Source organism: Kocuria carniphila (assembly GCF_004136555.1).
GTDB lineage: Bacteria > Actinomycetota > Actinomycetes > Actinomycetales > Micrococcaceae > Kocuria > Kocuria carniphila.
Map to the genome: position 1 here is coordinate 97,188 of NZ_NOIT01000001.1, position 13,445 is coordinate 110,632.

The 13,445-nt window shown below is 64.0% G+C and carries 12 protein-coding genes; 10 read left to right on the forward strand and 2 right to left on the reverse strand.

Going from position 1 to position 13,445, the window contains the following annotated elements:
- Window position 1 precedes the first annotated feature (1 nt).
- Both EWV37_RS00430 and EWV37_RS00435 read left to right on the forward strand, forming a co-directional pair.
- Window positions 2–1,039, forward strand: coding sequence for a TniB family NTP-binding protein (locus tag EWV37_RS00430; RefSeq protein ID WP_129699378.1), 1,038 nt, complete (start codon window positions 2–4; stop codon window positions 1,037–1,039).
- Between the two features lie 86 nt (window positions 1,040–1,125).
- Window positions 1,126–1,917 (forward strand): hypothetical protein, encoded by a 792-nt coding sequence (locus tag EWV37_RS00435; protein ID WP_129699379.1) that lies wholly within the window; start codon window positions 1,126–1,128, stop codon window positions 1,915–1,917.
- Here the strand turns inward: EWV37_RS00435 and EWV37_RS00440 are convergent.
- Complete coding sequence (locus EWV37_RS00440; RefSeq protein WP_129699380.1) at window positions 1,861–2,652, reverse strand: hypothetical protein; 792 nt, start codon at window positions 2,650–2,652, stop codon at window positions 1,861–1,863. The genes EWV37_RS00435 and EWV37_RS00440 overlap by 57 nt on opposite strands.
- A gap of 277 nt (window positions 2,653–2,929) precedes the next feature.
- On the opposite strand from EWV37_RS00440, the gene EWV37_RS00445 reads away from it, so the two are divergent.
- From EWV37_RS00445 to EWV37_RS00475, 7 genes are all read left to right on the forward strand, one after another.
- On the forward strand, window positions 2,930–3,130 hold the full coding sequence (locus EWV37_RS00445; RefSeq protein ID WP_129699381.1) for a hypothetical protein: 201 nt from the start codon (window positions 2,930–2,932) through the stop codon (window positions 3,128–3,130).
- A 207-nt stretch (window positions 3,131–3,337) separates the two neighbouring features.
- Complete coding sequence (locus EWV37_RS00450; RefSeq protein ID WP_129699382.1) at window positions 3,338–4,315, forward strand: hypothetical protein; 978 nt, start codon at window positions 3,338–3,340, stop codon at window positions 4,313–4,315.
- An 89-nt stretch (window positions 4,316–4,404) separates the two neighbouring features.
- Window positions 4,405–6,360 (forward strand): type I restriction-modification system subunit M, encoded by a 1,956-nt coding sequence (locus tag EWV37_RS00455; protein WP_238662968.1) that lies wholly within the window; start codon window positions 4,405–4,407, stop codon window positions 6,358–6,360.
- Entirely contained in the window at window positions 6,357–7,622 is a 1,266-nt protein-coding gene (locus tag EWV37_RS00460) for a restriction endonuclease subunit S (protein WP_129699384.1), read from the forward strand. The genes EWV37_RS00455 and EWV37_RS00460 overlap by 4 nt, the downstream gene beginning before the upstream one ends.
- Window positions 7,619–10,837: a type I restriction endonuclease subunit R gene (locus EWV37_RS00465; RefSeq protein WP_129699385.1), complete on the forward strand. Its 3,219-nt coding sequence runs from the start codon at window positions 7,619–7,621 to the stop codon at window positions 10,835–10,837. Before EWV37_RS00460 ends, EWV37_RS00465 begins: the two co-directional genes overlap by 4 nt.
- A 99-nt stretch (window positions 10,838–10,936) precedes the next feature.
- A complete protein-coding gene (locus tag EWV37_RS00470; protein WP_129699386.1) occupies window positions 10,937–11,536 on the forward strand; it encodes a Pycsar system effector family protein in 600 nt (199 codons plus the stop codon).
- A gap of 37 nt (window positions 11,537–11,573) precedes the next feature.
- On the forward strand, window positions 11,574–12,497 hold the full coding sequence (locus EWV37_RS00475; protein ID WP_129699387.1) for a hypothetical protein: 924 nt from the start codon (window positions 11,574–11,576) through the stop codon (window positions 12,495–12,497).
- A gap of 4 nt (window positions 12,498–12,501) precedes the next feature.
- On the opposite strand, the gene EWV37_RS00480 is transcribed toward EWV37_RS00475, so the two are convergent.
- Window positions 12,502–12,960, reverse strand: a complete 459-nt coding sequence (locus EWV37_RS00480; protein ID WP_129699388.1) for a hypothetical protein — start codon at window positions 12,958–12,960, stop codon at window positions 12,502–12,504.
- A 251-nt stretch (window positions 12,961–13,211) separates the two neighbouring features.
- Here EWV37_RS00480 and EWV37_RS00485 point away from each other — a divergent pair, with 251 nt between their 5' ends.
- The gene (locus EWV37_RS00485; protein WP_129699389.1) at window positions 13,212–13,406 is read left to right on the forward strand and encodes a hypothetical protein; all 195 of its coding nucleotides are present in this window, start codon (window positions 13,212–13,214) and stop codon (window positions 13,404–13,406) included.
- Window positions 13,407–13,445: the final 39 nt, after the last annotated feature.

A 13,445-nucleotide genomic window follows, 5' to 3' on the forward strand; every position in this document is an offset into this window, starting at 1 on the left:
CATGGCCATCCCCGACAGCCTTGCGCGTTGGCGCGAGTTCATGGACGAGCGGGCCGTGGAGCCCGAGCAACTGCCCATGAAGCGTTTGCGCTCTCTGTCTCCTGAAGCGAAGGAGGAGTACGACCGGCAACGGTTCGCCTGGATTGGTGCGGACACTGTGCTGGAGACGAAGGACTCACACCCCATCGAGAAGCACCTGCGGATCGTGCAGGCCCGGATCGGCGCACGGAGCGCCACGGCCAAGCGAGCCTTCGCGATCTCGGGAAGGGCTGGACTCGGGAAGTCCACCACTGTTCTGAACCTAGGAAGGAAGCACGAGTGGCAGCGCCGCAAGACCCTGGGCGACGGGCTTGACGTGACCCCCGTCGTCTACGCCGTCGTTCCTCCTGGAGCCACGCCCAAGATGCTCATGCGGGCCTTCGCGACGTGGCTGGGCATGCAGGTCCCACAGCGCTTCGATGCTCCGACCATCACTGATCAGGTAGTGCGGGTCATGACCGAGCAGCAGACCAGCCTGGTCATCCTGGACGAGGTGCACAACCTGCGCACGACCCGCACCGTTGGGGCCGAGGCTGCCTCGCAGTTGAAGGTGTTCACCGAGCGGCTCGACGCGGCCTTCGTCTACTGCGGCATCGACCTCCTGACCTCGGACCTGTTCACCGGCGACATCGGCAAGCAGATCAGGGCCCGGACCAAGATGTATGCCCTGGAGCCCTACTCCTTCGGATCAGAGAAGGACCGTGACGACTGGCTCGACCTAGTTCTCGGCATGGAGGACCTTCTCCCGTTGAGCAACCACCCGGAGGGATTACTGGAGGACGAGGCGGCCTACCTGTTCCATCGGACCGGAGGGTCTATCGGATCGTTGCGTGGACTCCTCGGTGACGCCGCCATCGAGGCGATCCTCTCGGGCCGAGAGCGGGTGGACCGTGCCCTCATGGACGAGATCATCCTGGACGAGGAGGCCGTTCACAGGACCTCTGAGTCCGCGACCACCGACCGCGCCCCCCGCCGTGGACGCGCAAGGAAGTCTGGGTGAACAGACCCCTTTCCTTTGACGCTCTCCCGGTGCCGACGCGGTTGGTAGGCGGGGAAGGAGTCTCCACGTATGCCAGTCGTCATGCGATGCGGAACTTCAGCAACGTCAAGGACATCGAGGGGGCCGTCCGCGAACAGGGGTATCCGCTGAGCAACGCCCGTTCGGCCCCGGAGCGCTTGGCACTGTGGCGGCAGTTGGGCAACTTGCGCGACCTTGCCTTCACCGAGCCCCAGGTCGTCACTGGGAACTGGGTGGTCGAGCGGAGTCTCTGCGGAAGGTGTATGCCTCATCTGGAGGACGGCATCGGGCGGATGCCCCGGGTCGGCTGGGTCTGCCTGAAGCACAAGCGCTGGATCGGCACGCCCCAGGCCGACCTGACGAACTTCGGTGAGGCGCTTGTCGCTGAACGTCACTGGAGAGGTCGGCTCGCGCCCCGAGGAGTCGTTGTGGACTCGTCGTTGCTTCTCCTCGCAGAAGAGGCCGCCACGGTGGGCATCTCCAAGGCCGTCCTGGAGGAGCGCGCGGAGAGAGTCCAACACCCCTCTCCTGGCCTGCTCGTCTACCCCGAGACGGTCGGCCTCGCACGGCTGCTCTCGCGCCGGTCGTTGCTCGACTCCGTGCTCGGAGAGGCTCCCAGCCCGTGGAAACGCGCCCTGGTCGAGCGGGAGGTGCGGGCGATCCTTCCTGACGCTCCGGATGCCGAGAACTGGCGTGCGCTCGCCCGGGTCTGGGACTTGGTTCTCAACCTTCAAGACGTTGTGCGGGACGCCCTCTGGCTCGGGCAAGTTCCGCAGGATCGCTGGAACGTCCTGCGGTACTCGTCAGGCTTTGCGGAGTTTGAGCGCATTGAAGTCGTCCAGGCTCACCCGCTCGTGTAGGTAGCGCCGCCGCAGGGCACTCACCATTTCGGGATCATCGTGGAGGAGCACCCGCCACCGGGTCTGACCTTCGTTGATCGGCTCGATGGCCTCAGCCACCCAGACGCCGAAGACAAAGCCTCCCGGAATCACGTCGCGCCCTGTTCTGCCCTCGGCAACTAACAAGAGCGGCAGTGGACCACCCTCCCGCAGAGCCCTGCCCACGGCTTTCGGGGCTGTGCTCCCCTCGATCACGGCGAGGGTCTCCTCGAAGAGTGTCTGCTCGTCCAGGACTGGCAACTGGGCAATGGGAGTTGGTCCGCCGTGTGTCCTCAGGATGGCCCCGTCCTCTGGCAGGGGGACCAACTGTGCCCGCTCAACGGTGTGCACCAACGAGCCTGGCCAACGGACGCTCTTCAACCGTTCGTTCAGGGGTGCAGGGTGCAAGCAGGCGCAGAGAGTGCCAACCGTGCGTGCGAGGTGGCCAGATTCGGCGCTCGGCCAGGCTTGCTCCGGCACGACCTCTACGATCACGCGGATTCCTGCCTGGCTCAACGTCCCCAGCCGCTCACGCGCTGCCCCCTCTCCCTCGGGCAGCGACTCGGGCTCGGTGGCTTCGCGCAGGTCAACGGGCTGCGGAAGTTCGTGCCGCAGCCCCACGTAGAAGATCGTCCCCAAGGCGTGATTGCTCGGCCCGGTGGTCGGGTCGATCAGTAAGTAGATGCGCCACGGGACGGCTTCTCGGGTGACGGGCATGAGGTGGGTGGCCGGCCTTTCGGGTCTCTTGTCGGTCTCTCTGTCCCGCAGTCTAGAGCGGCTCGCCACTCCCCTGGGCCGGTCAGTCCGACCGCGACACGCCGGTAGAGCGATCACGACCTTTCCGGCAGGAGGTCTGTAAAACGACATTCACTGCTTGGTGCTTTGATCTTGTGCTCTCTGGTAGTTGGTGCTGGATAAGAAATGACGGGCCTGAATCACGCATATCCGGCGCATATCGTGGCCGTGGAATCAGCCTAGGAGAAGGGATTCTGCGATGCCGAAGGTAGCCCCTGTCATCACGTCAACACCCGCCGATGTCGTCACGCGGCGGAGCGTGCCGCTCACGCAGGCTCAACTAGACCAACTCCGCGACATGGCCCGGGAGGGCCGTCGCACGCTCTCGGCGCAGATGAGCATGCTGCTCACCGAGGCGCTGGAGAAGCAGACATCCAAGGGCCGAACGAGCACCCGCTAACAACGACGAAGCGCCCCCATGCTTGGCGGCGGAGGGCGCTTCGTGAAAGTCCGATTGGAGGACATCGTGACTGTATCACCTGGCCCTGACCAGGCAAGGGACACGCCCAGGACGGCTGGAGTGCCTCTGCCGGTGCACCAGCAGCGATGGCACCCTTACGCAGCGACAACCCGGCCACCCGCGCCACACCCCGAGTCGGGCCGGGACATGTCGATGTTTGACGCCTTGGCTGTCTGGGCCGCAGTCGACTATCAGGCGAACCTGGCCCGCCTCACCGACAAGCAGAGCCGGGCCTTGCGTGCCGTGGTCAACCAGACGATCCGCTACCAGCGCTGCGCGGTGCCGGTCACCAGGAAGAGACTGGCAGGGCTGGCGAACATCCATCCCAACTCTCTCGGCGCAGCACTTCAGGAACTGGCTGCCCTGGGCTTCATCGTCTACGTGGCAGGTCGGGGCAAGACCAAGAGCCGCATCGAGGTTGTCATCCCGCAGGGCTGGGAACTACACGAGCAGGACCTCCTCGGGACAGAGGGAGCGGCGACCGCTACCTCTGGCGGGGCTCAAGACGTAGCAGCGGCTGCTACCTCTGATCTGGTCGCAGAGGTAGCGACGGCTGCTACCTCCCCAGTACCGGTGACCGCTACCTCTGAGGTAGCGGCGACTGCGACGACGGAAGTAGCGACGAGCGCTACTCGGACGGGGGAGATTAACGAGAAGACCGAGACGAGAAGACGGGGCGGGGGCGAGGTGGTGGCGCTTCCGACCGAAACTGCGACCGCACCCGCCGCCCCGGTAGTCCCCGACGTCGCGCAGTCGGTTCTCGATGCCTACTGCTGGGCGATGGCGGAAGCCGGGACTCCGGTCGTCAAGGCTGAGACCCTGCTTCCGGGCATTCGGGCAGCGCTCCGAGCGGGTTACTCCCCGCGCTCGGTCCTCATGGGCCTCGGCATGTGGGACTCCGAGGGTTTTCGCAGTCCCCGGCAGGTCGAGGAGTGGGTCCAGAAGTCGGCACGTCAGGCTCCAGAGCCCGCCCAAGCCATGAGCGTCCCTGACCTTTTGGCCGAGGGCCGGGAGCGCTACACACGCTTTTTGGGACGCAAGGTCACGGCCACGCCGTCCAAGGCTGATCTTCGTCGCCAGCGCTCGTTGGCTGCCATCCGTGAGTTCACCGAAGGACCACCATGACTGAGCGGCTAGCCCCTGCTCGGCCACGCCTGGCGCCCTGGGCGGGCCAGGCCAGATACGATCAGTGGACCGACTGCAAGGAAGTAAGCGTGACGAAGCCTGATCCGAACTTCATCTGGTCCATCGCGGACCTGCTCCGTGGCCCCTACCGGCCCAAGGAGTACGGCACAGTGATCCTCCCGTTCACCGTGCTCGCCCGACTGGACTCCGTACTGGCTCCGAGCAAGGAAGCCGTGCTCGATGCGGCAGCGAAGTACGAGAGCAGCCCTGCCCTGGTGCGGCAGGAGACGTTGCGGCGGGCCTCGGGCCAGACGTTCTACAACACCTCCCCGTTCAGCCTGAAGAACCTGGGCGACCCGGCGAACCTCGCGGCCAACCTTCAGGCCATGATCGAGGGCTTCGACCCGGAGGTGTTCGAGGTCTTCGAGCGCTTCGACATGCCGAAGATCGTCCGCGACCTGGACGACCGGGATCGGCTGCCTGAGATCGTCAACCGCTTCGCCGCCCTCGACGTGCACCCCGACCGGGTGAGCAACGCCGAGATGGGCGATGTGTTCGAGGAACTGATCCGGCGCTTCATGGAGGCGTCCAAGGACGTGGCGGGTGACTACTTCACCCCCCGCGAGGTGGTCCGCCTCATGGTGAGCCTGCTCTTCGCCCCGGACGAGGACGACCTGTCGGACCCGCACGCCATCCGTCAGGTCTACGACCCCACCTGCGGGACCGGAGGGATGCTCTCGGAGGCTCACGAGTGGCTCCAGAATCACGGCAGCGGCGCGACCCTGAACCTGTTCGGGCAGGAGTTCAATGCCCTTTCCTACGCCATGGCCAAGGCCGATCTGATCATCAAGCGGCAGGATGCCCAGAACATCTTCTTCGGGGACACCTTGCTGAAGGACGGACATGAGGGGCGCACTTTCACCTATTGCCTGTCCAACCCTCCGTTCGGGCAGGAGTGGAGGGTGCAGGAGAAGTCGGTCAGGGCAGAGCGGGAGCGAGACGGCGACGACGGACGCTTCGCTGCGGGGCTTCCCAGCGTGGGCGACGGCGCAATGCTGTTTCTTCAGCACCTGGTCTCGAAGATGCGCCCCGCCTCCCAAGGCGGCGCGCGTGGAGCCATCGTCCTCAACGGCTCGGCCCTGTTCACCGGGGCGGCTGGCTCGGGGCCCTCGGAGATCAGGCGCTGGCTGCTGGAGAACGACCTGGTGGACGCCGTCGTGGGCCTTCCGACCGACATGTTCTACAACACCGGCATCGCGACCTACATCTGGGTGCTCGACAACAACAAGCCCGAGGAGCGTCAGGGCAAGGTCCAGTTGATCGACGCCACCGCGCAGTGGGTGAAGATGCGCAAGTCCATCGGTGCGAAGCGACGCATGCTCTCCCCCGCCAACATCTCGACCATCGTGGGGCTCTACGGCGAGTTCACCGACGCAGACCCCGAGGTCTCGAAGGTCTTCAACACCGCCGACTTCGGCTACCGCACCATCACCGTCGAGCAGCCGTTGCGTCTGGTCTTCTCCGTGGACGCCGACAAGGTTGAGCAGGTCATGGAGGCCAAGGCAGTTGCGGCCCTCGACAAGGACCACCGCCACGACCTTCGGACGGCGCTGGAGACGTTGGAGAAGGAGTGGACATGGAAGAGCCAGGCGGACTTTGAGAAGGCGCTCGGCCCGGCGTTGGGTGCGCACGGCGTGACGTTGAAGCCAGCCGTCCGCAAGGCGGTCGTCGCCGCGTTCGCGGAGTCCTCCCCAGAGGGAGAGATCGTCAAGACGCCGCGCGGCAAGGTCGAGCCCGACTCCGGGCTGCGCGACACCGAGAACGTTCCGCTCACCGAGGACGTGAACGCGTACGTGGAACGCGAGGTACTCCCCTGGGCTCCCGAGGCATGGGTTGACGAGTCGAAGACCAAGATCGGCTACGAGATTCCCTTTACCCGGGCGTTCTACAAGTACGTCCCGCCCCGACCGCTCGCGGAGATCGACGCCGACGTGCAGGCGGCCATCGCGCGGGTGCAGGCACTCTTCGCGGAGGTGAAGGCTTGATCCAGCCGCGAGAGGCTCGCCTCTTCAACGTCTCAGATGTCCGCGTTAGCACCGTGGATAAGCACACCAACGAGGGTGAGCAGGCGGTTCGGCTATGCAACTACGTGGACGTGTACAAGAACGAGGTCATTCTCAACGACTTCGACTTCATGCCCGCAACCTGCACGCCGGATGAAATCGCCCGTTTCCGGCTCGCACCAGGCGATGTCGTCTTTACGAAAGATTCGGAAACGGCTGACGACATCGGCATTCCCGCCTTTGTCGAGACGAGCGCGCCTGACCTAGTGTGCGGCTACCACGTCGCCATCGCGACTCCGCACCAAGACTTGGTTGATCCAAAGTTCCTCTTCTGGTACTTGAATAGCCGACCGGCGTTCGCGTGGTGGGAAACGCGTGCGAGCGGCGTAACGCGGGTGGGCCTGCGACAGGAGGACATTCGGCATCTACCCCTGGGCGCGCTTCCACCTATGTCGCACCAACGAGCCATCGCTGACTTCCTCGACCGCGAGACTGCACAGATCGACGCCATGATCGAAGCGCAGGAGCAACTACTCCGCAGCGTGATGGAGCGGCGTGCAGCGATCAGGCGGCGAGGTTTCTTCGACCTCCGCGAGACGGAGGCTACCCGGCCCCTGAAGCACCTGACGGTCAAGGTCTCCGGGAGCGCGTTCCCGTTGGATGAACAGGGAGAACAGGGCCTCGAACTCCCCTTCCATAAGGTCGCTGCGCTAGCGCACCGAGACTCGCGCGGAGTGATCACTGCGGAGAGCGATTCCATTACCTCCGAGACTAGTTCCGAACTGGGGGCACAAATAGTTCCGGCTGGTTCGAGCCTTATGGCAAAGATCGGCGCGGCTTCACTGCTTGCCCGTGTCGGGATCAACATGCACGACTGTTGCATCGACAACAACATGGTTGCGTTCGTCCCTCGCACGGGAGTGGTCTCTCGATTCCTGTACCACGTCTTGTGCGACCTGGACATCTACCCCTACATCAACCAGAGCACCATCCCCTACATGAACGAGCGGGCCATCATGAATGCACCTGTGCCCCTGCCGACTCTCGCTGAGCAGCAGCGACTCGTGGAAGGATTTGATAAGGAACTCGCCCAGGGCTCCATTCTTGTGGGAGAGACCGAAACTTCGATCGCTGTGCTCCGCGAGCGTCGCGAGGCTCTCATCACCGCCGCCGTCACGGGCAGGATCGACCCCGCCACCGGCGTCGAGCGGATCGACCCGACGACCGAGAAGGAGGCGTCGTGACCGAGGCGCACAAGGAACTGGCGATGGAGAACGAGGCCGTCGCGCTCCTCCACTCGAAGGGCTGGCTCTACGAAGAGGGAAGCAACGCCCGCTACGACAAGAAGCGTGCCCTGTTCCCCGAGGACGTGTTCGCCTGGCTGGAGGCCACGCAGAGTGACGAACTGGCGAAGTTCATCAAGCCGGGCATGGACTCCACACAGGAGATGAAGGCGCGCGACGGAATCCTCGACGCCCTCGCCACTGCGCTCAATCAGCCCGTCGAGAGCGGCGGGGGCACGCTCAACATCCTCCGCAAGGGCTTCCGTCGCATCGGGTCTCGCTTCCTCATGGCCCAACCCAAGCCCACCGAAACCTTGAACCCGAAGACGGTCGAGGACTACCAGCACAACCGGCTGCGCGTGGTGCGGCAGGTGCACTACTCGGTGACGGATGCAAAGAAGTCCATCGACCTGGTGCTCTTCCTCAACGGCCTGCCGGTGGCGACCATCGAGTTGAAGACCGAGTTCACCCAGTCGGTCACCCGAGGGCAGGTGCAATACAAGAACGACCGCAACCCCGGCGCGGACGGCAAGGAGACGCTGCTGGCGTGGGGCAAGCGGACGTTGGTGCACTTCGTGGTCACCGACAACGAGGTCTCGATGACGACGAAGTTGGACGGGCAGAAGACGACGTTCTTGCCGTTCAACAAGGGCGATGACGGCGGCAAGGGCAATCCCCTGAACCCGAAGGGTGCCCGCACCGAATACTTCTGGGCCGACATCCTCGACAAGGACATGTTCCTGACGATCCTGACCAAGTACCTGGTCACGCGGAAGGAGGAGAAGCCCAACCCGGTCACGGGCAAGCAGGAGACCTCCGTCTCGCTGCGCTTCCCCCGGTTCCACCAACTCTCTGCCGTGGAGAAGATCGTCGGCCACGTCAAGGATCACGGTGTCGGGGACCGCTACCTGATCGAGCATTCGGCTGGCTCCGGCAAGACCGACACCATCGTGTGGACCTCGTTCCGGCTCGCAGCCCTGCACGATGCAGACAACAAGAAGGTCTTCGACTCGGTGATCGTCGTGACCGACCGCAATGTGCTCGATAAGCAGATGACCGATGCCATGCGTCAGTTGGACCCGCGAGGCACCCAAGTCGTCTCCATTGACGGCGCAGGCTCGTCCAAGTCCAAGGAACTGGCCGAGGCGCTGGCCATGCGTACCCCGATCATCGTGGTGACGATCCAGACCGCTCCGTTCGTCCTCCAGTACCTGCGCCAGCAGGCCGAGTCGAAGGGTGGTCACTACGCGGTCATCGCGGACGAGGCGCACTCTTCCCAGACCGGCATGGCTGCGTCGAAGTTGAAGGCAGTCCTGAGTCCCGAGGAGCAAGAGTCGTTGGCTGACGGCGGCGAGGTGGACACCGAGGCCGTACTGGCCGCAGAACTGGGCCAGCGGGCAGAGACCCCGAACGTCACCTATCTGGCGTTCACGGCGACACCGAAGTCCAAGACGCTCGAACTGTTCGGCACCCCCAACCCTGACGTGCTGGACGACGAGGGCAACCCCACGCCTGAGCCCTTCCACCGCTACACGATGCGCCAAGCCATCGAGGAGGGCTTCATCCTTGACGTGCTCCAGAACTTCACCGAGTACAAGGTCGCCTACGAACTGGCCCTAAAGACCAAGGACGACGACATCAAGTCGGTCGACAAGGAGGCCGCGCGCAAGGCTGCGGTCAAGTGGGTGCAACTCCACGAGCACAACATCAGCCAGAAGGTGGCACTGATCGTGGAGCACTTCCGCGACAACGTGTCGCACATGCTTGGTGGTGCGGCCAAGGCGATGATCGTCACCTCGTCGCGCAAGGCCGCCCTGCGGTACTACAACGCCGTCGAGCGTTACGTCGCCAAGCGTGGCTACACCGACGTGCACGCCCTGGTCGCCTTCTCGGGCAAGGTCACGGTCAGCAACGATGACCACGACATCGCACCCGATGACCTGCTGGGGGTCGGTGAGTACACCGAGGCCAGCGTCAACACCGGGACCAAGGGCAAGAGCCTCGCGGACGCCTTCCACGGCCCGAACTATCAGGTGATGATCGTCGCCAACAAGTATCAGGTCGGCTTCGACCAGCCGTTGCTGTGCGCGATGTACGTCGACAAGCGCCTCGACGGAGTGATGGCCGTGCAGACCCTCTCCCGCCTGAACCGGACGTGGGCTGGCAAGGACCAGGTGTACGTGCTCGACTTCGTGAACTCCGGTGAGGACATCCTCACGGCGTTCCTGCCGTACTACGAAGGTGCCGAACTCACCGAGACCACTGACCCCGACCTGGTGAACCGGATCGCAGCCAAGTTGGACGCCGTGGGACTGGATCGCGTCTACACCGAAGGGGAGATGGTTGAGGCCAGCGACGCCGTGACCAAGGGCCTGCACGGCATGCTCGCTGGGGCCATTGACCCCGGAGCGAAGCGCTTCGTTGCCGCCCTGCACCAAGCACGCGAGGACGAGGACGACGAAGAGGTCCAGCGGCTGGAGGGCTTCCGCTCCGACCTGTCCAACTACGTCAAGGCGTATGACTTCCTGTCGCAGATCGTGCCCTATGGGGTCGAGATGGAGCAGCGAGCGATCTACTACCGCCTGCTGGCCAAGCGTCTTCGTGACGAGCAGTCCGGAGTGAAGGTCCGCGTGGCTGACATCGCTCTGTCGCGCTTCAAGATCGACAACCAGGGCACTCAGACGCTAGATCTTTCCAAGGGTGAGTCGACGCCGTTGACTCCGCTGGCCGAGATAGGAACGGCCCAGGCTCGCGAGCGTGACCAGGCCCAGTGGGACGAGATCATCGACGCCATCAACAGCCTCTTCGCTGACAGCGGGCTGACCGCCGACGACGCGGTGCAGCAACTGGAACTGACGCTGCGCAAGACCAAGGAGAACACCGACCTGGTGGCCAAGGCGCAGGCGAACTCCGATCAGGACTTCAACTCCGACCCCGGCGTCGTTGCGGCCTTCCTGACCACAGTGATCGACATGGCGCAGAACAACGCCGACTTCACGACTGCCCTGCTGAAGGACCAGAACCACCACTCGTTGTCGGTCCTGCTGGAGATGCTCGGCTACCGCAAGTACCTCGCCACCGTGGACTATTCATTCCCGAGCGATTCGATCTCGGTGGAGGTCGACGCCCGCGCCGGTCATACGCGGAGCAAGCCCGAGGAAGAAGTCCGAGCATGATGGGCTCCGGTAAGGATCACCTGTGCATCCGGCAGGCCATCCGGGACGCCAAGACGGTCAAGGGCCTCTACGAGTCCGGCGTGGCGAGCGACTACTGAGATGGGCTTCTTTGATTGGCTTCGTCGCACCTGGACCTCTCCGGTGCCGGAAAGCAGTCCGCCCGCCGCATCGACCTCGACAGGTGCCCCCGATCCGAAGACAGCCACGGAGGCGTGGGGCGTACTGACCAACGTCAACGAGTGGGTGAAGCATGCCGAAACGAAACTCGGCGTCGTTCTGGCGTTCCTGGGCGTCCTAGCGGCGGGACTAATCACGTTGGTCATCGAAGTGGGGCGCGGCTCCGCCCTCATGCTGGCCCTGGAGGGTGTCTCCGGGCTGCTGCTGCTCTTGGCCACTGGGTGCGCCTCGCTGGGTCTCCTGCCCCAGTTCGCACACGAGCCCGACCAGACCAAGTTGAACCCGCTCTACTACGGCGACGTTCATCGGCACTTTGCGGGCCAGCCCGACCAGTACCCGGCACACCTCAGGGGCGCACTGGCTGATCCGAACACGGTCACCGAGCACCTTGCGCGTCAGATCGTGGCGAACTCTGGCGTAGCCGTCCGCAAATACACGTGGGCCAACCGCGCCATCTTTCTCGGATTCCTGTCTCTGCTGGGCACGGTGGCGGTAGTCGTAGGCCAGGCGCTGTGCTGGTAGCCCAAGAGTGTCAGACCGGCTCCGTAGCCTTGTTCATATGAGCGATGAACCCGCCTTCCTGACCTCCCTCCTCGACGCACTGGGCGAAGAGGTGAACACAGTCCTGAACAACTCCGACATCCCTGTGGTGGAGAAGGACGGCACCTTCAAGGCCCAGGACATCCCTTCCTCGTCCAGCGACACGTGGATCAAACTTCCTGAGGTTGTGGCCGTGGTCTGTGACCTGAAGGGGTCTACCCACCTCGGTACCGGCAAGCACGACAAGTCGACCGCCCGCATCTACAAGAGCAGCGTCGAGGGTGCGGTGCGCATCTTCCACGACTTCGAGGCGAACTTCATCGACATCCAAGGCGACGGCGGATTCGGCCTCTTCTGGGGCGACCGGGCCTACGAGCGAGCACTGTGCGCAGGGGTCACGATCAAGACGTTCAGCGAAGACCTGGTGGCACGACTGGAGAAGCGGTGGCCAGACGCCCCGGAGACTGGCTACAAGGTGGGTGTCCACGCTGCACGCACCCTCGTCAAGAAGATCGGAACGCGGCGGAACGTCTCAGAACAGGAGGCCGTCTGGGCGGGCAGGCCGGTCAACTACGCAGCCAAGTGTGCGCAGGCTGCCGAGCGACACGAGATGATCGTTACCCAGCAGGTGTGGGAAAAGTTCAAGAACAACGACTACATCGCCTTCAGTTGTGACTGCAACGACGGTCCGTCCGCGAACCTTTGGACGGATACGACCGTTGACCGTCTCCCGCAGGACAACCAGGCCGCCGTTGTCCTCAAATCAGGTTGGTGTGAGAAGTGCGGGCCGGAGTTCTGTGACGCGATCATGGCAGGTGAGACGAAGAGAGACATCTCCACCAGCGTCCGCATGACGATTCCTCGAATGGCGATGGAGAGGGCGCTGGAGGCAAAGCGCGAAAGAGACAGGCTGCGCCGTTCGCAGCGCGGCTACCGCCTGTAGATACTTAGGTGGTTCGTGGCAGTGCGTCTGGGCTACCAAACCGGGGGCGGCTGAACTCGTAGCGTCTGAGTTCACGTTCGGTCAAGACTTCCTCGGGATGGCCTATCCGGTGCGCGAGCGACCCTTCATGCAGCCAGTCCACGACCAATCTGAGGGCCTCCTCCATCACCTCACCGAACGTCCGGTCGGCGCAGTCTTCGCGGTAGGCCGGGTGGTCTGGCGTGCCTCGGCTCGCGATCAGGACCGCGATTCCGACACCCTGAGTCAGCGCCGTCTCCCGCTCTTCGGCGGGCAGAAGATTCAGTTCGTCAACCAGGGACGCCATGGTGGCGTTCGCTGGGCCAGCCTCTGAGGACTGGTGGCGAGCGAGCCATGCCCAGAACACTTCGGCGGAACCCAACTGCGGCGCCTTCAAGTGGCAGTTGGAGCAAAGAAGTCCATACTCCTTCGGGTCAGTGGCCAAGCCGCCGTCCTAATCGGCTGAAGCGGCGATGCTCACTTCTTTTTCGGACCCACACGCCCAGCAGGTGATGCACCTGCGGTGGGCGGTAGCCACGTCGCTCCGCGACGGGTACCGCGTTCCGATCTTCGCGACTCGTTCGTTCACTCAGTCCAAGATACCCAACAGAGTGAGCCGACCGAGCGTGCTCGTACGACTGTGCGCCTACTCTCGATAGCACCCAGTAGCACAAGCCCATCTCAGGAGGGACCGTCATGATCCAGCACAACCCCAAGGACTCCCTCCGGGCCGACATGGAGGCGCTTGCCGAGGTCTTCGAGGCCGAGGACCGAGAAGACCGCCGACAAGAGGCCCAGCGCCGTCGTGACGGCCTTCCCGAGCCCGAGCGGGAAATCCGGACGTTCCCCGGGTTCGCGGACGGTGGAGCGACTCCCCGAGGGGGATGGTGACACGGCTGCCCTCGCAAGGTTTGTCCGAGCCCGGGTACA

What these genes read in the sequence shown, in the direction of transcription:
- EWV37_RS00445 (WP_129699381.1), top strand. Translation starts at nt 2,930, where the DNA reads ATGCCGAAGGTAGCCCCTGTCATCACGTCAACACCCGCCGATGTCGTC.
- EWV37_RS00475 (WP_129699387.1), top strand. Translation starts at nt 11,574, where the DNA reads ATGAGCGATGAACCCGCCTTCCTGACCTCCCTCCTCGACGCACTGGGC.
- EWV37_RS00440 (WP_129699380.1), bottom strand. Translation starts at nt 2,652, where the DNA reads ATGCCCGTCACCCGAGAAGCCGTCCCGTGGCGCATCTACTTACTGATC.
- EWV37_RS00430 (WP_129699378.1), top strand. Translation starts at nt 2, where the DNA reads ATGGCCATCCCCGACAGCCTTGCGCGTTGGCGCGAGTTCATGGACGAG.
- EWV37_RS00435 (WP_129699379.1), top strand. Translation starts at nt 1,126, where the DNA reads ATGCGGAACTTCAGCAACGTCAAGGACATCGAGGGGGCCGTCCGCGAA.
- EWV37_RS00470 (WP_129699386.1), top strand. Translation starts at nt 10,937, where the DNA reads ATGGGCTTCTTTGATTGGCTTCGTCGCACCTGGACCTCTCCGGTGCCG.
- EWV37_RS00450 (WP_129699382.1), top strand. Translation starts at nt 3,338, where the DNA reads ATGTCGATGTTTGACGCCTTGGCTGTCTGGGCCGCAGTCGACTATCAG.
- EWV37_RS00485 (WP_129699389.1), top strand. Translation starts at nt 13,212, where the DNA reads ATGATCCAGCACAACCCCAAGGACTCCCTCCGGGCCGACATGGAGGCG.